The sequence below is a fragment of the Streptomyces sp. NPDC091416 genome (genome assembly GCF_044756845.1).
Taxonomy (GTDB): Bacteria; Actinomycetota; Actinomycetes; order Streptomycetales; family Streptomycetaceae; genus Streptomyces.
Window position 1 is genome coordinate 1,085,684 of sequence record NZ_JBIVTU010000001.1, and the last position, 18,294, is coordinate 1,103,977.

The 18,294-nt window shown below is 72.1% G+C and carries 20 protein-coding genes; 10 read left to right on the forward strand and 10 right to left on the reverse strand.

The genetic code is table 11. The features are described from left to right. The first annotated feature begins 206 nt into the window (after positions 1–206). Together ACIQMX_RS04815 and ACIQMX_RS04820 are read left to right on the forward strand one after the other, a co-directional pair. Positions 207–419: a hypothetical protein gene (locus tag ACIQMX_RS04815; protein WP_362544241.1), complete on the forward strand. Its 213-nt coding sequence runs from the start codon at positions 207–209 to the stop codon at positions 417–419. Between the two features lie 186 nt (positions 420–605). Next, entirely contained in the window at positions 606–764 is a 159-nt protein-coding gene (locus ACIQMX_RS04820) for a hypothetical protein (protein ID WP_363071328.1), read from the forward strand. Between the two features lie 102 nt (positions 765–866). On the opposite strand, the gene ACIQMX_RS04825 is transcribed toward ACIQMX_RS04820, so the two are convergent. Next, complete coding sequence (locus ACIQMX_RS04825; RefSeq protein ID WP_363071326.1) at positions 867–2,438, reverse strand: FadD3 family acyl-CoA ligase; 1,572 nt, start codon at positions 2,436–2,438, stop codon at positions 867–869. A 116-nt stretch (positions 2,439–2,554) separates the two neighbouring features. On the opposite strand from ACIQMX_RS04825, the gene ACIQMX_RS04830 reads away from it, so the two are divergent. From ACIQMX_RS04830 to ACIQMX_RS04840, 3 genes are read left to right on the forward strand one after another with little or no spacing between them, the layout of a single operon-like run. Next, positions 2,555–3,703 carry a lipid-transfer protein gene (locus tag ACIQMX_RS04830; protein ID WP_363071324.1) on the forward strand — a complete coding sequence of 383 codons (1,149 nt, stop codon included), beginning with the start codon at positions 2,555–2,557 and terminating at the stop codon, positions 3,701–3,703. A 13-nt stretch (positions 3,704–3,716) separates the two neighbouring features. Next, positions 3,717–4,160, forward strand: a complete 444-nt coding sequence (locus tag ACIQMX_RS04835) for a Zn-ribbon domain-containing OB-fold protein (protein ID WP_402474933.1) — start codon at positions 3,717–3,719, stop codon at positions 4,158–4,160. A 6-nt stretch (positions 4,161–4,166) separates the two neighbouring features. Beyond that, positions 4,167–4,943 (forward strand): enoyl-CoA hydratase/isomerase family protein, encoded by a 777-nt coding sequence (locus tag ACIQMX_RS04840; protein WP_402474936.1) that lies wholly within the window; start codon positions 4,167–4,169, stop codon positions 4,941–4,943. 12 nt (positions 4,944–4,955) lie between these two features. Here ACIQMX_RS04840 and ACIQMX_RS04845 read toward each other — a convergent pair whose 3' ends face one another. Continuing rightward, the gene (locus ACIQMX_RS04845) at positions 4,956–5,507 is read right to left on the reverse strand and encodes a hypothetical protein (RefSeq protein ID WP_402474938.1); all 552 of its coding nucleotides are present in this window, start codon (positions 5,505–5,507) and stop codon (positions 4,956–4,958) included. 246 nt (positions 5,508–5,753) lie between these two features. On the opposite strand from ACIQMX_RS04845, the gene ACIQMX_RS04850 reads away from it, so the two are divergent. Further along, the gene (locus ACIQMX_RS04850) at positions 5,754–6,452 is read left to right on the forward strand and encodes a hypothetical protein (RefSeq protein WP_402474940.1); all 699 of its coding nucleotides are present in this window, start codon (positions 5,754–5,756) and stop codon (positions 6,450–6,452) included. Between the two features lie 246 nt (positions 6,453–6,698). On the opposite strand, the gene ACIQMX_RS04855 is transcribed toward ACIQMX_RS04850, so the two are convergent. Continuing rightward, positions 6,699–9,029, reverse strand: coding sequence for a PQQ-binding-like beta-propeller repeat protein (locus ACIQMX_RS04855; RefSeq protein WP_402475597.1), 2,331 nt, complete (start codon positions 9,027–9,029; stop codon positions 6,699–6,701). A gap of 179 nt (positions 9,030–9,208) precedes the next feature. Further along, positions 9,209–10,003 carry a VOC family protein gene (locus ACIQMX_RS04860; protein ID WP_402474943.1) on the reverse strand — a complete coding sequence of 265 codons (795 nt, stop codon included), beginning with the start codon at positions 10,001–10,003 and terminating at the stop codon, positions 9,209–9,211. A 326-nt stretch (positions 10,004–10,329) separates the two neighbouring features. Between ACIQMX_RS04860 and ACIQMX_RS04865 the strand changes: the two genes are divergently transcribed. After that, complete coding sequence (locus ACIQMX_RS04865; protein WP_363071312.1) at positions 10,330–10,977, forward strand: TetR family transcriptional regulator; 648 nt, start codon at positions 10,330–10,332, stop codon at positions 10,975–10,977. 119 nt (positions 10,978–11,096) lie between these two features. Here ACIQMX_RS04865 and ACIQMX_RS04870 read toward each other — a convergent pair whose 3' ends face one another. Both ACIQMX_RS04870 and ACIQMX_RS04875 read right to left on the reverse strand, forming a co-directional pair. Then, positions 11,097–11,603, reverse strand: a complete 507-nt coding sequence (locus tag ACIQMX_RS04870; RefSeq protein ID WP_363071310.1) for a nitroreductase family deazaflavin-dependent oxidoreductase — start codon at positions 11,601–11,603, stop codon at positions 11,097–11,099. Further along, positions 11,603–12,826, reverse strand: a complete 1,224-nt coding sequence (locus tag ACIQMX_RS04875; RefSeq protein WP_402474947.1) for an acyl-CoA dehydrogenase family protein — start codon at positions 12,824–12,826, stop codon at positions 11,603–11,605. The genes ACIQMX_RS04870 and ACIQMX_RS04875 overlap by 1 nt, the downstream gene beginning before the upstream one ends. Before the next feature lie 165 nt (positions 12,827–12,991). Here ACIQMX_RS04875 and ACIQMX_RS04880 point away from each other — a divergent pair, with 165 nt between their 5' ends. After that, positions 12,992–14,170 (forward strand): thiolase C-terminal domain-containing protein, encoded by a 1,179-nt coding sequence (locus ACIQMX_RS04880; protein ID WP_363071306.1) that lies wholly within the window; start codon positions 12,992–12,994, stop codon positions 14,168–14,170. Positions 14,171–14,203: 33 nt separating this feature from the next. Here the strand turns inward: ACIQMX_RS04880 and ACIQMX_RS04885 are convergent, their stop codons facing one another. After that, positions 14,204–14,608, reverse strand: coding sequence for a type II toxin-antitoxin system VapC family toxin (locus ACIQMX_RS04885; protein WP_363071305.1), 405 nt, complete (start codon positions 14,606–14,608; stop codon positions 14,204–14,206). Next, positions 14,601–14,879: a type II toxin-antitoxin system prevent-host-death family antitoxin gene (locus tag ACIQMX_RS04890; protein WP_363071303.1), complete on the reverse strand. Its 279-nt coding sequence runs from the start codon at positions 14,877–14,879 to the stop codon at positions 14,601–14,603. Before ACIQMX_RS04890 ends, ACIQMX_RS04885 begins: the two co-directional genes overlap by 8 nt. A gap of 174 nt (positions 14,880–15,053) precedes the next feature. Between ACIQMX_RS04890 and ACIQMX_RS04895 the strand changes: the two genes are divergently transcribed. After that, entirely contained in the window at positions 15,054–15,740 is a 687-nt protein-coding gene (locus tag ACIQMX_RS04895) for a pyridoxal 5'-phosphate synthase (protein ID WP_402474951.1), read from the forward strand. Positions 15,741–15,767: 27 nt separating this feature from the next. Here ACIQMX_RS04895 and ACIQMX_RS04900 read toward each other — a convergent pair whose 3' ends face one another. Continuing rightward, the gene (locus tag ACIQMX_RS04900; protein ID WP_402475599.1) at positions 15,768–15,947 is read right to left on the reverse strand and encodes a ferredoxin; all 180 of its coding nucleotides are present in this window, start codon (positions 15,945–15,947) and stop codon (positions 15,768–15,770) included. Positions 15,948–15,985: 38 nt separating this feature from the next. Next, positions 15,986–17,200, reverse strand: coding sequence for a cytochrome P450 (locus ACIQMX_RS04905; protein WP_402474954.1), 1,215 nt, complete (start codon positions 17,198–17,200; stop codon positions 15,986–15,988). A 181-nt stretch (positions 17,201–17,381) separates the two neighbouring features. Here ACIQMX_RS04905 and htpX point away from each other — a divergent pair, with 181 nt between their 5' ends. Continuing rightward, positions 17,382–18,293: a zinc metalloprotease HtpX gene (htpX, locus tag ACIQMX_RS04910; RefSeq protein ID WP_402474957.1), complete on the forward strand. Its 912-nt coding sequence runs from the start codon at positions 17,382–17,384 to the stop codon at positions 18,291–18,293. Position 18,294: the final 1 nt, after the last annotated feature.

Genomic DNA, 18,294 nt, shown 5'->3' on the forward strand with positions numbered 1-18,294 from the left:
CGCCTTCACGGCGTTCATCGTTCGTTTATCGGCGGGCTGCACTCTTACGTCCATCGAACCGTCGCGTCGGGGGGCAGACGGATCGACGAAGAGGCCGCCCCATTATGGTGAACGGCCCAGCAATGCCCGTCCGGCGATCCACGGGGGAACCTCCGGACGGGCATTGCCTACCTGTAACACCACATGATTCACGGGAGTTGACCACCATGAGCGACGCCAAGAAGCCTGTCGTCAAGCCGCTGGACAGTCACGCCTCCGGCGAAGAGCTCACCGTCCAGGACAGCCACGCCTCGGGCGGCGCCATCAAGCCGCTGGACAGTCACGCCTCCGGCGAAGAGCTCACCGTCCAGGACAGCCACGCCTCGGGCGAGGAGATCACCACCCTCGACAGCCACGCCTCGGTGCCGAGGCCCAACTAGTCCAACCTGCACGGGGAACGGCCGCGGCGGCGCGGAGGGGGAGCCGTCGCGGCCGCTGCATGTCCGAGTCCGTTCGACGCGATCACGTCAACGTTCGATTACTTCCCGCCAGAGGGGTGCCCCCATCCCCCTCTGTCACTAGCGTCATGTCACGTCCGAAGGCTTGCTCCCATCACAGGAGTTGGAATGACCCGTACGAAGAAGACGCTCATCGCCGCCGCGTTCGCCGTGGCCCTCGGCCTCGGTTCGGCGGGCACCGCCATGGCGGACACACACGCCACCGGAGACACCACCGACAACACCCATGCGACCGTGATCACCCCGCAGGACGCGCACGCCAGCTGAATCGCCGCGCGCCGGAGGCGGGGCCGAGCCGGACGGCTCGGCCCCGCCTCCGTGCTCACCCCCCGCACCGCACTGCTTCCCCCTGCCGTCCCGTTACGGCCCTCAGGCGTGCCCGCCCCGCCCCCGCAGCTCCCCCTTCACCACCTTGCCGCTCGCATTGCGCGGGAGCTCGCTGACGAACTCCACCGCCCTCGGCACCTTGTAGTTCGCCATCTCCCGCCGCGACCAGGCGATCAGGTCGTCCGCCGTCACCGTCGCGCCCGGCCGGCGCACCGCGTACGCCTTGCCGACCTCGCCCAGGCGGGGGTCGGGGACGCCGATCACCGCCACGTCCGCCACGTCCGGGTGCAGGCCCAGGAGCTGTTCGATCTCCGCGGGGTAGGCGTTGAAGCCGCCGACGATGAACATGTCCTTGATCCGGTCCGTGATCCGGAGGTTGCCCTCCTCGTCGAGGATCCCCACGTCACCGGTGTGCAGCCAGCCGTCCGAGGTGATCGTGGCGGCCGTCGTCCCGGGGTCCTCGAAGTAGCCGCTCATGACGTTGAAGCCGCGGACCAGGATCTCGCCGGGGGTGCCGGGGGCGGCCAGGACGCGGAGTTCCGTGCCGGGGATCGCCCGGCCCGAGGTGGAGGCGATGACCTCCGCCGGGTCGCCGCGGCGGCACATCGTGACGATGCCGCTCGCCTCGGAGAGGCCGTACGCGGTCAGGACCGTGCCGATGTTCAGTTCCGTGCGGAGCCGTTCGACCAGCTGGAGAGGGACCACCGCCGCCCCCGTCACGACCAGGCGCAGGGCCGAGAGGTCGTGGGAGGAACGGGCCGGGTGGTCCAGCAGGGACTGGTGGAGCGTGGGCGGGCCGGGCAGCACCGAGATGCGCTCGGCCGCGATGTTCGCGAGGACCGTGTCCACGTTGAAGACCGGCTGCGGGACCATCGTCGCGCCCCGCATCAGGCACGCGATGATGCCCGCCTTGTAGCCGAAGGTGTGGAAGAACGGGTTCACGATCAGATAGCGGTCGCCCTCGCGCAGACCCGCCAGATCGCTCCAGATCGCATAGCAGCGCAGCGTCTGGGCGTGGCTGATGACCGCGCCCTTGGGACTGCCCGTCGTGCCCGAGGTGTAGATGATGTCGGAGGGGGCCGAGGCGGGGACGGCGTCGGCCCGTGAACGTACCTGCTCGGCGGAGATCTCCTCGCCCGCCGCCAGGAAGTCCTTCCAGGTCACGTAGTCCTCGGCCTCGGGCGCGGTGTCGGCCAGCACCACTATTCGTTCCAGGTGCGGGAGTTCGGCCTCGGACCGGCGCAGGGACGCCACGTACGACGTACCGAGGAAGGTGCCCGTGACGAAGAGCAGCTTCGCGCGGCTGCGCTCCAGGACGTACGCCGCCTCCGTGCCCTTGAAGCGGGTGTTGAGCGGGACCAGGACCGCGCCCGCCGTCACCGCGCCCAGCGCGGAGACGATCCAGTCGAGCGTGTTGGGCGCCCAGACCGCGACCCGGTCCCCCGGCTCCACGCCCGAGGCCATGCACGCGGCGGCGGCCCGCTCCACGCGTTCGCCGAGTTCCGTGTACGTGATCCGGGTACGGCCCTCGACGACCGCCTCCCGGTCGCCGTACCGTTTCGCCGCCGCCCGTACCAGGTTCGGGACGGTGGACCATTCCTCGTCGCCGCGCATCTCGTGCCCTCCCGTCGTCGAACCGGAACGCCGTAGCCGCCCCGTAGCTGACTATCCGTCAGATTAGCTGTAGCCTCCTCCGCTGTCAGCAGTCATGACGGCCTCGGAGGTGGCGGGTGGCGACGCTCAAGGACAAGGCGGCGATAGCCGGAATCGGGCAGACGGAGTTCGCGAAACATCTGCCCGAGTCCGAGAAGACCCTGGCGTGCCGGGCGATCGTCGCGGCGCTGGACGACGCGGGCATCGCCGCGTCGGAGGTGGACGCGTTCGCCTCGTACACGATGGAGGAGACCGACGAGGTCGAGGTCGCCAAGGCGATCGGGGCCGGTGACGTCACCTTCTTCAGCAAGGTGGGGTACGGCGGCGGCGGCTCCTGCGCGACCCTCGCGCACCTGGCGTCCGCCATCGCGACCGGGCAGGCGAGCGTGGGCGTCGCCTGGCGGTCGCGGAAGCGCGGGTCGGGGCCGCGGCCCTGGAAGAACACCGCCGTACAGCTGCCCACCCCCGCCCAGTGGACCCGGCCCTACGGGCTGCTGCGGCCCGCCGACGAGATCGGGATGCTGGCCCGGCGGTACATGCACGAGTACGGGGCGACCCGCGACCACCTCTTCAACGTCGCGCTCGCCTGCCGCAACCGCGCCAACCAGAACCCGGCCGCCGTGATGTACGAACGCCCGCTGACCCGCGAGATGTACATGACCTCCCGCTGGATCAGCGAGCCGCTCTGCCTCTTCGACAACTGCCTGGAGACGGACGGGGCCCTGGCCTGCGTCATCGTCTCCGCCGAACGGGCCCGCGACTGCCGGCAGAAGCCCGTCTACCTCCACTCCGTCGCCCAGGGACTGCCCGCCCAGCACCACGGGATGGTCAACTACTGGAACGACGACCCGCTGACCGGACCCGCCTGGACGGCGGCCCGACAGCTGTGGAAGCAGGCCGACTTCGGGCCGCAGGACGTCGATGTGGCGCAGATCTACGACGCGTTCACGCCGCTCATCCCGCTCTCCTTGGAGGGGTACGGATTCTGCGGGCGCGGCGAGGGCGCCGCGTTCACCGAGGGCGGGGCTCTGGAGAGCGGCGGACGGCTGCCGGTCAACACGGGCGGCGGCGGGCTCAGCGAGGGGTACGTGCACGGCTTCAACCTCATCAACGAGGGCGTGAAGCAGCTGCGCGGCATCTCCACCGCCCAGGTCCCGGACGCCTCGACCTGCCTGGTCACCGCCGGGGAAGGTGTCCCCACATCCGCCGTACTGCTGAGGAATTGAGGAGCTGACCGAGATGGACGGACTGCTGCTGCCCGTCGTCGACGAGGACGGCGCGCCCTTCTGGGAGTACGCGGCCCGCGGCGAACTGCGCGTCCAGGCGTGCGCCGCCGAGGACTGCGGCCGGCTCCGCTTCCCGCCCCGGCCGTGCTGCCCGCACTGCCAGTCCTTCGCGAGCGAGTGGCGGGTGATGAGCGGACGCGGCCGCATCTGGTCGTACGTGCTGCCGCATCCGCCACTGCTGCCCGCGTACACCGCCCAGGCCCCGTACAACGCCGTGATCGTCGAGCTGGCGGACGCCCCGGAGATCCGGCTGGCCGGCAACGTGGTCACGGGGCCGGACGCCCCGCTGAACTCCGTCGACCCGGCGCGGCTGAGGATCGGGGCGGCGGTGAAGGCGGTCTTCTGCCCCGTCTCCCCCGACGCGCCGCCCCTGGTCCGCTGGACGCTGGAGCGGTGACCCGGGATGGCGCTGCGCACGGAGACGGACAAGGCAACCGGGGTCGCGCTGCTCACCCTGGACCGGCCGGACAGACTCAACGCGATCGACCTCGCGACGGCCGCCGAACTCAGCTCCGCCTGGCGGACGTTCCGGTTCGACGACGAGGTACGGGCCGTCGTGGTCACGGGTGCGGGAGGGCGGGCGTTCTGCACCGGGATCGACCGGGGCGTGGACGTCCCGCAGCCCTCGTCCCCGTACACGATCGACGATCCGCTGCTCACGATCGGGCCGAAGGCCAACGACCTGTGGAAGCCGGTGATCGCGGCCGTGGAGGGAATGGCATGCGGCGGGGCGTTCTATCTGCTGGGCGAGGCGGAGTTCGTCATCGCGTCGCAGGAGGCGACGTTCTTCGACCCGCACACCACGTACGGCATGGTCAGCGCGTACGAGGCGATCGCCATGGCGCAGCGGATGCCGTTCGGCGAGGCGGCCCGGATGTCCCTGATGGGAACGGCGGAACGGGTCACGGCCCGGCGTGCGTACGAGACCGGGCTGGTCAGTGAGGTGACCCCGCCCGGCGGCGCGGTGGAGGCGGCGCTGCGGGCGGCGGCCGTCATCGCCTCGTACCCGACCGCCGGGGTGCAGGGGACGGTACGCGCGCTCTGGTCCGCGAAGGAAGCGGCCCGGGCCCAGGCCTTCGCCCACGCCCCGCACCTGATCGCGCTCGGGAACCTGGCGCCGGAGCGGCAGGAGGAGCTGTTCAGGGGGCGGGGCGGGGGTGGCGGATTCCGGTTGCGGTGAGAGGCCGGGGCCTCAGTAGTCGAGCTCGGCGGTGACCGAGCACTTCTTCACCCGGGAGACCTTGCCCGGGTGGTCCATCCGGACGGAGACGGTCTTCGTCTCGCCGCCGTCCGCGGACAGGGTGGCCTCGCCGGTGTCCACGGTGTTCCCCACCGCGTCGAGGAAGGTCACGTCGACCTCGTACGAGTGGCTGCCGGCCGCGTTCGCGGTGAGCCGCACGGTGGAGGTGGTGACGGCCTTGCGCTTGCCCTTGCGGGGGGCCGCGCAGCGGAAGACGTACGCCTGCGGGGCGTCCGTGGCGGTGGCGGTGGGGGTCACGTTCGTGGAGACCGAGGAGCCGCTCGACGAGCCGTAGTCGTCATCGTCGTAGTCGGAGTCCGTGTCGTGGTACGTGCCGTTGCTCTTCTTGGAGCTGGAGCACCCGCCGCCACTGCTGCTCGACTTGCTCTTCCCGCTCCTGCTCTTGCTCCCGCCCTTGCCGCCGCTGCTGGAGCTGGAGAAGCCGGTGAGCGCGAGCACCACCGCTACCAGGACCACGGTGAGCTTCACGTGTTGCCGCACCATCGGTACGTCCCCCTTGTGTTGTCCTTCGTCTGCGCTGCGTGCCGGCCCCGTTGCCGGACGACCGCGCGACACCGTAGCGCACAGCATGACGGGCCTCGAACGGTAGTCCGGTCATGGCCCTGTCACGGTCTCGTCATCGTCCGTCTGGTGGCGTGGGTCATGCCTCCGGCGTAGCGTCGAGTCGAGAGCGGTGAAGATCGGCGTCGCCGGCCGGCGCGCGTTTCCCGCCCGCGGGAGGTGCCGGACATGATCCGTAACGTCCTCGGCTCGATCGTCGCTCTCCTAGGAGCGGCGGCCGCCGTGCTGAGCCCCTTCCGTGACTGGTACGACGGCCGCCTCGGGCGCTACTACGGGGTCGACGACCTGTTCACCGGCGTCACCGCGGCCCATCCCGGCGTGCTCGGCTCGATCCTGCTGCCGTTCCTCTTCGCCGCGGTCCTGGCGGTCGTGGGCGTGGTGCTCCGCTTCCGGCCGCTGGTCGCGCTCGCGGGTGTGCTGGTGCTCGGGTTCACGGTGCTGTGGATGGTGCGTCAGGGGCAGGCGACGGGCAGCCTGACGGTCGCGGGGGACGGTTCCGGACTGCAGCAGGGCGTGGCGGGCGCGGCCGGTGGCGGCGTGCTGCTTCTGCTGGGTGCGGCGCTGATGTCCGGGCGGGGGCGGGCGCGCGACCGCGGCCTTGCGGGCCGGCCGGATCGCCGCGATCAGCCCTACGCGGCGCCGGGGTCGGCGGACCCTGACACGTGGCCGCCCACGCGGGAGCCGGGGCCGTCGGTGCAGACGAGTCCGTGGCCGGAGCCGGAGGCGGACCCGTACGTGGGCCCGGCGCCCGGCCCTTCCGCCGGCCCGCCGCGCGACCCGGACACGGAGCCGACCGCGACGTACCCGGTCCAGGACCGCCCGGACGGCCCGGACGGCCCGGACCGCTCAGGCCCGTCCGGCACTTGAGGACGGAGCGGCTGCGCTCGCGTCCCACTCCAGCCCGTCCGACGATTGAGGACGAAGCGGCCACCCACTCCAGCCCGTCCGGCGATTGAGGACGAAGCGGCCACCGGGCGCCCCCGGAGTCCTTGTGTACCGCCCACCCCATCCCCGGTTCCGTCCTCAAACGCCGGACGGGCTGGGAAGGTCGGCCGAACCCCGCACCGGCAGAAGCGACCGCGGAGGGGTGGTCGGGACCAGGGGCGGGGCGGTCTACGTGCGGGCCCTGTTGCCCGTGCCCGTGCCCTTCAGCGCGTCCAGCGCGTACACGCAGCGGTCCTTGCTGCACGCGTAGACCACCCCGCCCTGCGCCACGGGCGAACCCGTGATCTCACCGCCCGTGGCCAGCTTCCAGCGGAGCTGGCCGCCCGCCGCGTCCAGGGTGTAGAGCACGTGGTCCGCCGAGCCGAAGTGGACGCGGCCGTCGGCGACGACCGGCGCGCCCACGACCTCGCCGCCCGCGGCGAACCGCCACTTCGGGGTGCCCGTGACCGCGTCCAGCGTGTACAGCGCGCTGCCGCTGCCCACGTGGACGTTGCCCGCCACCACCAGCACCGGCTCGATCGACTGGCGGGACTCCGTGGCGATGCGCCAGCGGTCCTTGCCGGTCGAGGCGTCGAGCGCGTACACCGTGCCGAGGTAGTCCGCGAGGTACACCCCGCCGCCGGTCACCGCCGGGCCGGGGGCGAAGGCGGGCGGGGAGAGGAAGACCGCCGGTGACTCGAAGTGCCAGCGCACATGGCCGGAGGCGATGTCCACGGCGAGGACCCGGGTCCCGGCGGAGACGTACACGTAGCCGTCCGGAGCCGGGGTCACCCGGACCGGCACTCCGCCGCAGGAGGCCGCGTCGCCGACCGGGTAGGACCAGCGCTCGGTGCCGGTGCGGGCGTCGACGGCCCGCAGCCGGGCGTCCTGCCAGAGGTAGACCGTGCCGTCGTGCAGCGCCGGGCCGGCCTCCGCCGTCTCGAAGTCCGTCTGCGCGCCGTGGATCTCCCAGAGCCGCTCGCCCGTGGACGCCTCCCACGCCTGGACGCCGCCGCCCCGCGTACCGGTGACGACCGTGCCGCGCTCGGCCTTGAGGGAGTAGACCCACGCGTCGGACTGGAGCCGCCACCGCTCGGTGCCGGTCGCCGCGTCCAGGGCGTAGAGGGACGGGCCGTCGGAGGCGAGGATGCTGCCGCCGTCCACGGCCATCGCCCAGGCCACGTCACGGGTCTTGAACTGGCGCCGCCCGTTGCCGGTGTCCAGCGCGTGGACCTCGAAGGAGGTGACGTACAGCAGGTCGCCGACGACGACCGGTGTGCCCCACACGTCGTTCGACATCCGGAACCGCCAGGGCCGCCAGCGCCCCGGGTCCGCGGGCGCGCTGTCGGGCGCCGGCGCGGGAGCGGGTACGGGGGCGGTCGGCGCGGTGACGGCCCCGCCCACCCCGGCGGGCGGGCGCACCCAGCCGGTCGCCGGACCGGCCTCGGCGGCGGCCGCCGAGGCCCGTACGTCCTGGGCGCGCGGGCCCGGACCGATCGGCACCTGCACGCCGGACAGCCGTACCGGGCCGCCGTCTGACACGTGGGCCGGCTGCTGCGCGGGCGGCGCCACGGGTGCGGGCGGGGCGGGTGCCGGAGGAACCGGCGGCGCGGCGGCGACCGCGCGTCCGCCGCCGCGGCGCTGTTCGATCATCGCGGTCGCGGAGGCCGGCAGCCAGGCCGAGGCCGTGCCGCTGTCGTCGCTCCCGGAGGCGAAGAGGTGCGGGGAGAGCTGGGCCTGCAGTTCGGCCGGCGTGGGCCGCATCGAGGCGTCCATCTGCATGCACGACTCGATCAGCGACCGCAGATCGTCGGGCAGACCGCTCACGTCCGGGCCCTCGCGCAGCAGCATGAAGACCGTCTCGACCGGGTTGGCCCCGTGGAACGGGGCATGGCCGGTCGCGGCGAAGACGAGGGTCGAGCCGAGCGAGAAGATGTCGCTCGCGCCGGTGACGCTGCGCGAGTCACGCGCCTGCTCGGGCGACATGTACGCCGGCGTGCCCACGGCGACGTTCGTCATGGTGAGCCGGGTGTTGGAGACACCGGACGCGATCCCGAAGTCGATCACCCGGGGGCCGTCCTCGACGACGAGCACGTTGGACGGCTTCATGTCGCGGTGGACGAGCTTCGCCCCGTGGATGGACTGCAGGGCCTCCGCGATGCCCGCCGCCAGCCAGCGCACGGCCTGGGTCGGCATGGGACCGCACTCATTCACTATCTCTTCGAGCGAGGGCGCGGGCACATAGGCGGTGGCGAGCCAGGGCACGGCGGCGCGCGGGTCCGCGTCGACGACGGCGGCCGTGTAGAAACCGCTGACGGCTCGGGCGGCCTCCACCTCGCGCGTGAAGCGGACCCGGAACAGCTGGTCCTCGGCCAGTTCCGTACGGACCGTCTTGATCGCCACCCGCCGGCCGGACGCCGAACGGGCGAGATAGACCAGCCCCATGCCGCCGGCCCCGAGCCGTCCCAGCACCTCGAACGGGCCGATCCGCCTCGGGTCGTGCTGCGTCAGCTGCTCCACCACTTGCCTGCCACCTCCCCGTACGGACCTCGGTTGAGGAGAGGTCCGCGAAAAACCCGCCGTGTGCAGCGTCTCATCAGTGGGCACCACCCGGCGGTGCGCACCCCGATTCTTCCTGGCCGGGGCGCCGGTTGCGAACCCGGGGGCGGATCGGGGTGTCCCATACCGTTCCGTCTGTTTCAGGACACGGGTTCCTGAAGTACGGCGAACACGGCGCCCTGGTCGTCCTGGACGACCGCCATCCGTCCGTAGGGGATGTCGAAGGGCGGCTCGGTGACCCGGCCGCCGAGCCGCCGCACGGCCTCGGCCGACGCGTCGCAGTCCGCCACGGCGAAGTACGTCAGGAAGTAGCTGGGCATCTCGGCGGGGAACGCGTCCGTGATGACGCTGCGCCCGCCGACCGCCGTGTCGGGCCCCGGCTCGGTGCCCGCCGGGGACCACATGCGGAATTCGAGGCCCGCCTCATGGGTCCCCGGGTCGCCCGACCCGTCCAGCTCCGTCGACCGGAAGCCGAAGACCTCCTCGTAGAAGGCGTCGACCTTGTCCTTCTGCCGGGTGTGGACCTCGGTCCAGCAGAAGGAGCCGGGCTCGTTCTGCTTCTGGAAGCCCTTGCGCTCAGCGGCCTGCCAGAGGCCGAAGACCGCACCGCCGGGGTCGGCGGCCTGGGCGAGCACCCCGGACAGGCCGGCCCGGACGGGGTCGGTGATCACCTGGCCGCCGTGCTCGCGGATCCGGGCGACGGAGGCGGTGATGTCGTCGGTGGCGAAGTAGACGCCCCAGGCCGTCGGCATCCGGCCGTCCTGCTTGGCGGCGAGGGCGGCCACGAGAGCGCCGCCGTTGAGGGCGTCGGCGTACGGCCCGTCGCCCGCCCGGAAGGTCCAGCCGAAGAGCTCACCGTAGAAGCGCTTGCCCGCTTCGAGGTCGGGGAGCTGCACATCCACCCAGCACGGGGCGGACTGCGCGAATGCGGCCATGAGCCCGGATCCTTCCGTCGCGACGCCACTCATCCGTGGTGACGCTCGTCACACCCAACGTAGCGGCGCATCGGCCCGCCCGCGCTCCAGCCCCTCCGATGCGAACACATTTTCGATACGCACGCCATGCGCACCCTCGTCACGGAAAGTTATCCACCGAAGTTGTCCACAGGCTGTTGATAACACTAATCAGCCTGTGGGGAACCGGCGGCGCACCCCTGGGGCGCATCCCCCGAAATCCACCCACTCCCCCCACCGCACCTGCCGCGCTCCCCATTTGCAGTCGGCCGAATCGCGCTCCGATCACCCGTCGGTAAGCTGACGGCATGACAGGACAAGTACGCACCGTCGACGGCCGCGTGGCCGGTCGGCGAGGACAGGCGACGCGGCAGAAGCTGCTCGACTGCCTCAGCGAGATGCTCAGCTCCTCGCCGTACCGGGACGTCAAAGTCATCGACGTCGCCCGGAAGGCGGGGACTTCACCCGCAACCTTCTACCAGTACTTCCCCGACGTCGAGGGCGCCGTCCTCGAAATCGCCGAAGAGATGGCCAAGGAGGGTGCCGGACTGACCGAACTGGTCGCCGGACGCTCCTGGGTCGGAAAATCCGGATGGCACGCGGCCGAAGAACTCGTCGAGGGATTCCTCGACTTCTGGCGGCGCAACGATGCCATTCTGCGCGTGGTCGACCTCGGCGCCGCCGAGGGCGACAAGCGGTTCTACAAGATCCGCATGAAGATCCTGAACTCCGTCACCAACTCCCTTACGGACTCGGTGAAGGAGCTCCAGGCCAAGGGCAAGGTCGACAAGGACGTCAGCGCCGCGGCGATGGCGGGCTCCCTGGTCGCGATGCTGGCCGCCGTCGCCTCGCACCAGAAGGGCTTCACCACCTGGGGCGTCAAGCAGGCCGAACTCAAGCCGAACCTCGCACTGTTGGTGCATCTGGGCATCACCGGCAAGAAGCCGACGAAGTAACGCCCGCGCCGGAACCCGTACTGGGTGACGCGCGGTGATCCCGGGCGCCCCAGGTCCTGTCTCACCGACGGCGGACCACGCATGTGGTCCGCCGTCGGCGTTCCCGGACCCTCCGGCCATCACACCGGACCGTCAGACCCCTCCAGCGGATCCAGCCGGAACAGCCGGATCTCCCGGTCGATCCGTGCCTGGTACGCGGCATAGGGCGGCCAGAACCTCAGCGCCGCCTCCCACACCCCGGCCCGTTCCTCCCCGGCCAGCAGCCGTGCCCGTACGGGAATGTCGCGGCCCTTCCAGTTGATGACGGCCGCCTCCGGATGCGCCAGCAGATTCGCCGTCCAGGCGGGATGCCCCGGGCGGCCGAAGTTGCTGCCGACCAGAATCCAGCCGCCCTTGCCGCGTTCGCCCGGCTGCGGCATGCAGGCCAGCGGGGTCGTCCTGGGCTGCCCGCTGCGCGCCCCCGGCACCGTCAGTACCACCCCCGGCAGCATCTGCGCGCTGAGCAGTACCCGGCCGCGGGTGAGCCGGTGCACGGTGCGGTCCATGGCGGGCACCACGTGCGGGGCGATCCGCGCGAAGACGCGGGTCGAGGACACCTTCTGGACGAGCCGGACCCCGGGCGCCATCAGACCGCCACCCGCCCGGCCGGCCCGTTCCCCGCCGGGCCGCCGGCCCGCTCCTGCCCGAAGAGTCCGGCCCGCTGCGCCGCATGGTCGCGGAGCCGGTGCACGGGACCGAGGAGCAGTTCGTCGGATGCGGCCCGGTTGAAGTACAGCCGCGCCTCGTCCTCCCCGGTGAAGCCGGCGCCGCCGTGCAGTTGCACGGCCTCGGTGGTGGTGATCCTCAGCGTTTCCAGCGCCTGGGCGAGCGCGAGTCCGCCGGATTCCGGGTCCCAGGCCGCGTAGTACGCGGCGGAGCGGGCCGAGCGCACGCGTACGTACAGGTCCGCCAGGCGGAGCTTCACGGCCTGGAAGGAGCCGCCCGCCCGGCCGGACCTCTCGCGCTCCCCGACGTAGTCGGCGGTCCGCTCCAGCGCAGCCGCCGCCGCCCCGGCCGCCTCGGCGGCGAGTGCGACGGCAGCCGCGCGGCCGGTGGCCGCGAGAGCGGAGATCGCGTCCACGGTGTCGTCGGCGCCGAGGAGTTCGGCCGCGGTGTCGCGCAGCTCGATCCGGGCGAGCGGCCGGGTGACGTCGAGCGAGGCCTGCGGGGTGCGGACGAGACCGGCGGGCGGCTGCGGGCCGTCGGTCCTGACCAGGAACAGCAGGGTGCGGCTGCGCGGGAAGCCGCCGGTGTGCGCGGCGACCAGGAGCAGTCCGGCGCTGTGCCCGTCCAGCACCTGGGCGGCCTCCCCGTACAGCCGCCAGCCGCCGCCGTCGCCGCCGGCCGGCCGGGCCTGCACGCCGCCCGCCCGGCCGCCGCCCGCCCAGACGCCGCCGGTGAGATCGCCGGTGAGGCCGAGCGCGGTGGAGAGCGAGCCGCCGGGAACGGCCAGGGCCGCGGTGAGCCCGCCCGCCGCGAGGGAGGGCAGCAGGGCGGTGCGCTGCTCGTCGGTGCCGAGGGCGAGGATCAGGGGGGCGGCGAGCACGGCGGTGGCGAGCAGCGGGGACGGCAGCAGGGCCCGGCCGGTCTCCTCCAGGGCGACGGCGAGCTCGGCGGGCCCGCGGCCCCCGCCTCCGTACTTCTCGGGGAGGGCGAGTCCGGGCAGCCCGAGGTCCCGGGAGAGCCGGTGCCACAGTGCGGTGTCGTACCCGTCCGGGGCCGGTGCGGTTCTCCCTGTGTCGCGTTCGGCCAGCAGGTCGCGCAGGGTGCGGCGGATCTCGTCCTGTTCCGCGGTGAAGGCGGCATCCATCGGCGGGCTCCTTCTCCTCGGAGGCCGACGGCCTCCGATCTGACGGGCCGTCATGCTAGAGGCGAAGCAGCGAGATTCCCAGAGTCTCGCAGGGCGACAGGCGCCACAGGATCGGCGCACGGCGCGACGGTTCGCCCGCCATGAATCTGATGTACCGTCAGATTCATGGCTGCCACGTCCTCATCCCGCCGCAAGGTCGCCGTCGTCGGCATATCCCTCGCCGACTGCGGACGCGTCGACACGGCCACTCCGTACGCCCTGCACGCCCAGGCCGCCCGCCGGGCACTCGCCGACTCGGGACTGGAGCGGTCGGTCGTCGACGGCTTCGCCTCCGCGGGCCTGGGCACGCTCGCCCCGGTCGAGGTCGCCGAGTACCTGGGGCTGAAACCCACCTGGGTGGACTCCACCTCGGTCGGCGGCTCGACCTGGGAGGTCATGGCCTCGCATGCGGCCGACGCCATCGCGGCGGGCCGCGCCAACGCCGTCCTGCTGGTGTACGGGTCGACGGCCCGGGCCGACATCAAGGCGGGCCGCCGCACGTCGAACCTCTCCTTCGGCGCCCGGGGTCCGCTCCAGTTCGAGGTGCCGTACGGGCACTCGCTGATCGCCAAGTACGCGATGGCCGCCCGCCGCCACATGCACGAGTACGGCACCACACTGGAGCAGCTGGCCGAGGTGGCGGTGCAGGCCCGGGCGAACGCGGCGGCCAACCCGGACGCGATGTTCCGTACCCCGGTCACGGTCGACGAGGTGCTGTCGGGCCCGATGATCGCCGACCCGTTCACCAAGCTGCACTGCTGCATCCGCAGCGACGGCGGCTGCGCGGTACTGCTGGCGGCCGAGGAGTACGTACCGGACACGGCGAAGGCCCCCGTCTGGATCCTCGGCACCGGCGAGCACGTCTCGCACTCCACCATGTCGGAGTGGGACGACTTCACGGTCTCCCCCGCCGCCGTCTCGGGCCGCATCGCCTTCGAGCGGGCGGGCGTTCGTCCGGCGGACATCGACCTCGCGGAGATCTACGACGCGTTCACCTATATGACGCTGGTGACGCTGGAGGACCTGGGTTTCTGCGCGAAGGGCGAGGGCGGCTCATTCGTCGAGAAGGGCCGCACGGGCCTCACGGGCGAGCTCCCGGTGAACACGGACGGCGGCGGCCTGTCCGCCTGCCACCCCGGGATGCGCGGACTGTTCCTCCTGGTGGAGGCGGTACGCCAGCTGCGCGGCGAGGCGGGGGCCCGCCAGGTGCGCAAGGCCGGGGGCCGGCTGCCGGAACTGGCGGTGGCGTCGGGGACGGGCGGCTGGTTCTGCTCGTCGGGAACGGTGGTGCTGGGGCGGGGGTGAGGCCGCACCCGGCGCGGGAGGCCCCCGGCGGGCTCACACGGCGACGACGGTGAGCACGCTCTCCAGCCCTGTGAAGTCGTCCGCGTTGCGCGTGAAGAGCGGCAGTCCCCTGACCGAGGCGATGGAAGCGATCATCAGGCCCATGCGCCGGGGCCGGGGGTTTCGGCCCGCCGCGACGACGAGGGACACCATGCTTCCGTAACGGGCAGCCGCGTCTCCGTCGAAGGGAAGCGGTTCGAAGTCGGCCACGGCCGCTCCCAGCTTCTCCATCCGCGCCGCCCTCCCGGCCGGATCCCGGGCCACCGCCACACCTTGTTGCAGTTCAGCCATGGTCACGGCGGTGAGCGCCGGAAATGCGGGCAGGTCCTCGGCGCGCAACAGGTCGAGGTCGATGTACGTGCAGGTGTCCAGGACTCCCGCACGGTAGCGCTCAGCCACGCGTACGCTCCCACGGGTCGTCGTCCCCGGCCCGGTCCTCGTCACCGAACAACTCGTCCGCCTCGCGACGCATCAACGCGCCGTCCACACGGGGGAGCCGCCGATGCCGGGCCACCAGCTCCTCCGCGCTCAGGCTCCGCTTGCGCGTGAGCGGGCGAAGTTCCGCGACCTCTATGCCGTTGCGCGTGATGTGGAAGATCTCGCCGGCCTCCACGGCGTCCATGACGTCTGCGGACCGATTCCGGAATTCCCGCTGCGTAATGGTCTTCATGGACCCAGCGTAGCCCCTTGTGTCCCGGTGTGCTACATCGTCCCGCCGGATGCGATCGTTTCCGTCGGAGTGGAAGGCGATGCAGGCGCCCACTCACGCGTCCGAGCCTGTCCGCCGCGCCCACTTCGCTCTCCACTCACCCGCCGACTTCGCCGCACCGGGTGGAATGGGGGCATGACCGATGCATCCGACTCCACCGCACACCGCGCCTTCCTCGGCCTGCTCCACGCCCAGCGCGTCTGGGACATCGAGCTCCCCGCCTTCGACCCGGCCACGGCACCCCCCGCCCCGCTCCCCCTCTTCCACGCCTGGTTCGCGGAGGCGGTCGCCGCCGGGCAGGCCGAGCCGCACACGATGACGCTGGCCACCGTGGACGAGGAGGGCCTGCCCGACGTACGCACGCTGATGCTGCACGACGCCGACGCGCGCGGCTGGCACTTCGCCACGCACGCCACCAGCGCGAAGGGCCGCGAGCTCGCCGCCCGTCCGTACGCCGCGCTCGGCTTCTACTGGCCCGCGCAGGGCCGGCAGCTACGCGTCCGGGGACCGGTCACCGCCTGCTCCCCCGCCGAAAGCAGCGCCGACCTGCACGCCCGCTCGGCCGGGGCGCTCGCCTCCGCACTGGTGGGGCGGCAGAGCGAGGTGCTGGGCTCGACGACGGAGCTCGACCGGGCCTCGGACGCGGCGTGGCAGCGGGCGCGGGAGGAGCCGGACGCGGAGGTGGCGAGCTGGACGCGGTACGTGGTCGAGCCGCACGAGGTCGAGTTCTTCCAGGGCGACGCCCGGCGGCGGCACGTACGGCTGCGCTACCGCCGGGAGGACGGAGCCGGTGGCTGGGAGCGGGAGCTGCTCTGGCCCTGACCGGCCGCGCCGCCCCGGCGGACCGCGTCAGCCGATCGTGATGGCCTGTACGGGGCAGGCGCGGGCCGCCTCGCCGACCATGGGCCCGGGCTCGGCATCCGCCAGAAGTTCGCTGAGCCCGTCGTCGTCCTGCGTGAACACCTTCGGCGCGGCGAGAGCGCACTGCCCGGCGCCGATGCACACGTCCCGGTCGATATCGATCCGCATCTCCGCCATGTCCGTCCGTCCTTCCGCCCGGGCCCCGGTCACCAGGTCACCGGCAGCTCGATGAGCCCCTGAACCGTGTCCCCCGGTTTGAACGGGATCTCCTCGGCCGGCACCGCCAGCCGCAGGCCGGGCAGCCGGGCGAAGAGCGCGGGCAGCGCGATCTCCAGCTCGGCCCGCGCGAGGTTCTGGCCCAGGCACTGGTGGATGCCGAACCCGAAGGCGACGTGGTTGCGCGCCCCGCGCCCGAGATCGAGCGCGTCCGGCGACGGATAGGCGGCCTCGTCCCGGTTGATCACCGCCGTGGACAGCAGGACACCGTCCCCGGCCCGCAGGGTCACCCCGCCCACCTCGATGTCCTCGACGGCCACCCGGGAGAGCCCGTCGGCGATGGACAGGAAGCGCAGCAGTTCCTCGACGGCGGCCGGAACCCCGTCGCCCCCGTCACGCATCCGGGCCAGCTGGTCCGGGTGCTGGAGCAGGGTGAGGGTGCCGAGCGAGATCATGTTCGCCGTCGTCTCGTGACCGGCCACGAGCAGGATCTGGGCCAGCCGCACCAGCTCCTCCAGGTCCACGGCCCCGGTGTCCAGCTGCTTGGCGATGAGCTCGTCGAGCAGTCCCTCGCCCGGGTCCCGCCGCTTCCGCTCGATCAGTGCGCGGAAGTACGCGCTCAGCGCGTCCCGCGCCGCCTCGACGTCGGAGCCGGCGGGGCCGCGCAGCAGCTTGCGGGACTGCGCCTCGAAGAACTCGTGGTCCGTGTAGGGCACGCCCAGCAGCGCGCAGATGACCATGGAGGGCACGGGCAGCGCGAAGGCTTCGACCAGCTCGGCCGGCGGGCCCTGCGCGACCATCGCGTCGAGCAGCCGGTCGACGATCTCCTGGATGCCCGGCCGCAGCGCCGCCGCCCGCCTGACCGTGAAGCTCGGAATCAGCATCCGGCGCTGCACATTGTGCTCCGGATCATCGAGGCCGAGCAGTTCGATGCGCCGCTGGCTGGTGGATGCCAGCCGCCGGGCGAAGAACGGGAACGCGGGATTCTCCCGGTCGGACGACAGCCTCGGGTCCACCAGGAGGGCCCGGGCCTCGGCGTGGCCGGTCACCAGCCACACCGTACGGCCGTCGAAGAGCCGTACGCGGGACACGGACCGCTGGCCGCGGCTCGCGCTCGGATAGCCGGCCGGCGGCTGGTAGGGACAGGTGCGGTCCTGCGGGAAGGAAACGGTCTCGGTTTCTGTCTCGGTTTCTGTCTCGGTCACGGTCTCTGTCACGGCGGGCCTCGCAAGGAGAGGGGGGTGTCGTACCGATCACCCACCACTAGATGCCTCAGGCACCTAAACAGCTAGGTCCTGTTCGGCCAAATGCCGCGAGCGGAGCGGACGCATCCACTTTCGGCCACCGAGGAGCACCATGGAGGCAGGCGAGGACTGGAGGTCACCCATGACCAGAACCCGTAGCCGGTACGCCGCCGACCGCGGTCTGACCACACGCATGGTCACCACCATGTTCCTGATCGGCCTGCTGTACGTGGTCCTGGTCGGCGTCCTGCTGGCCGTGATGCGCGGCGCCTGGCCGATCATCCTGATCATCACCGGGGGCATGTTCGTCGCCCAGTTCTGGTTCAGCGACCGCATCGCCGCCTTCAGCATGGGCGCCCGCGAGGTCACCCCCGAGCAGGCGCCGGAGCTGCACGGCGCGATCGACCGGATCTGCGCGCTCGCCGACATGTCCAAGCCCCGCGTCGCGATCGCCGAGAGCGACGTCCCCAACGCCTTCGCCACCGGCCGCAGCGAGAAGTCGGCCCTCGTCTGCGCCACCACGGGCCTGCTGCGAAGGCTCGAACCGGAGGAGCTGGAGGGCGTCCTCGCCCACGAGATGTCGCACGTCGCGCACCGCGATGTCGCCGTCATGACGATCGCCTCGTTCCTGGGCGTCCTCGCGGGCATGATCACCCGCGTCGCGCTCTGGGGCGGCTTCGCCCGCAGCAACCGCAGCAACGACCCCTCGGGCATCATCATCATGCTGATCCCCCTGATCAGCGCGGTCGTCTACGCCCTGAGCTTCCTGCTGACCCGGCTGCTGTCGCGCTACCGCGAACTCTCCGCCGACCGCACGGCCGCGCTGCTCACCGGCAGACCCTCGGCCCTCGCCTCCGCCCTCACCAAGGTCAGCGGCCAGATGGCCCGGATCCCGACGGAGGACCTGCGGAAGGCGGAGCCGTACAACGCCTTCTACTTCGTCCCCGCCTTCTCCTCCAAGGAGAGCCTGAGCCGCCTGCTCTCCTCCCACCCCACGCTGGAACAGCGCCTGGACCAGCTGGCCCGCATCTCCGCCGACCTGTCCCGCCCGTAAG

Coding starts and splice junctions, on each gene's coding strand:
- ACIQMX_RS04840 (WP_402474936.1), top strand. CDS start 4,167: ATGGCGCTGCGCACGGAGACGGACAAGGCAACCGGGGTCGCGCTGCTC.
- ACIQMX_RS04895 (WP_402474951.1), top strand. CDS start 15,054: ATGACCGATGCATCCGACTCCACCGCACACCGCGCCTTCCTCGGCCTG.
- ACIQMX_RS04835 (WP_402474933.1), top strand. CDS start 3,717: ATGGACGGACTGCTGCTGCCCGTCGTCGACGAGGACGGCGCGCCCTTC.
- ACIQMX_RS04860 (WP_402474943.1), bottom strand. CDS start 10,003: ATGGCCGCATTCGCGCAGTCCGCCCCGTGCTGGGTGGATGTGCAGCTC.
- ACIQMX_RS04875 (WP_402474947.1), bottom strand. CDS start 12,826: ATGGATGCCGCCTTCACCGCGGAACAGGACGAGATCCGCCGCACCCTG.
- htpX (WP_402474957.1), top strand. CDS start 17,382: ATGACCAGAACCCGTAGCCGGTACGCCGCCGACCGCGGTCTGACCACA.
- ACIQMX_RS04845 (WP_402474938.1), bottom strand. CDS start 5,507: ATGGTGCGGCAACACGTGAAGCTCACCGTGGTCCTGGTAGCGGTGGTG.
- ACIQMX_RS04900 (WP_402475599.1), bottom strand. CDS start 15,947: ATGCGGATCGATATCGACCGGGACGTGTGCATCGGCGCCGGGCAGTGC.
- ACIQMX_RS04865 (WP_363071312.1), top strand. CDS start 10,330: ATGACAGGACAAGTACGCACCGTCGACGGCCGCGTGGCCGGTCGGCGA.
- ACIQMX_RS04890 (WP_363071303.1), bottom strand. CDS start 14,879: ATGAAGACCATTACGCAGCGGGAATTCCGGAATCGGTCCGCAGACGTC.
- ACIQMX_RS04870 (WP_363071310.1), bottom strand. CDS start 11,603: ATGGCGCCCGGGGTCCGGCTCGTCCAGAAGGTGTCCTCGACCCGCGTC.
- ACIQMX_RS04850 (WP_402474940.1), top strand. CDS start 5,754: ATGATCCGTAACGTCCTCGGCTCGATCGTCGCTCTCCTAGGAGCGGCG.
- ACIQMX_RS04820 (WP_363071328.1), top strand. CDS start 606: ATGACCCGTACGAAGAAGACGCTCATCGCCGCCGCGTTCGCCGTGGCC.
- ACIQMX_RS04815 (WP_362544241.1), top strand. CDS start 207: ATGAGCGACGCCAAGAAGCCTGTCGTCAAGCCGCTGGACAGTCACGCC.
- ACIQMX_RS04880 (WP_363071306.1), top strand. CDS start 12,992: ATGGCTGCCACGTCCTCATCCCGCCGCAAGGTCGCCGTCGTCGGCATA.
- ACIQMX_RS04825 (WP_363071326.1), bottom strand. CDS start 2,438: ATGCGCGGCGACGAGGAATGGTCCACCGTCCCGAACCTGGTACGGGCG.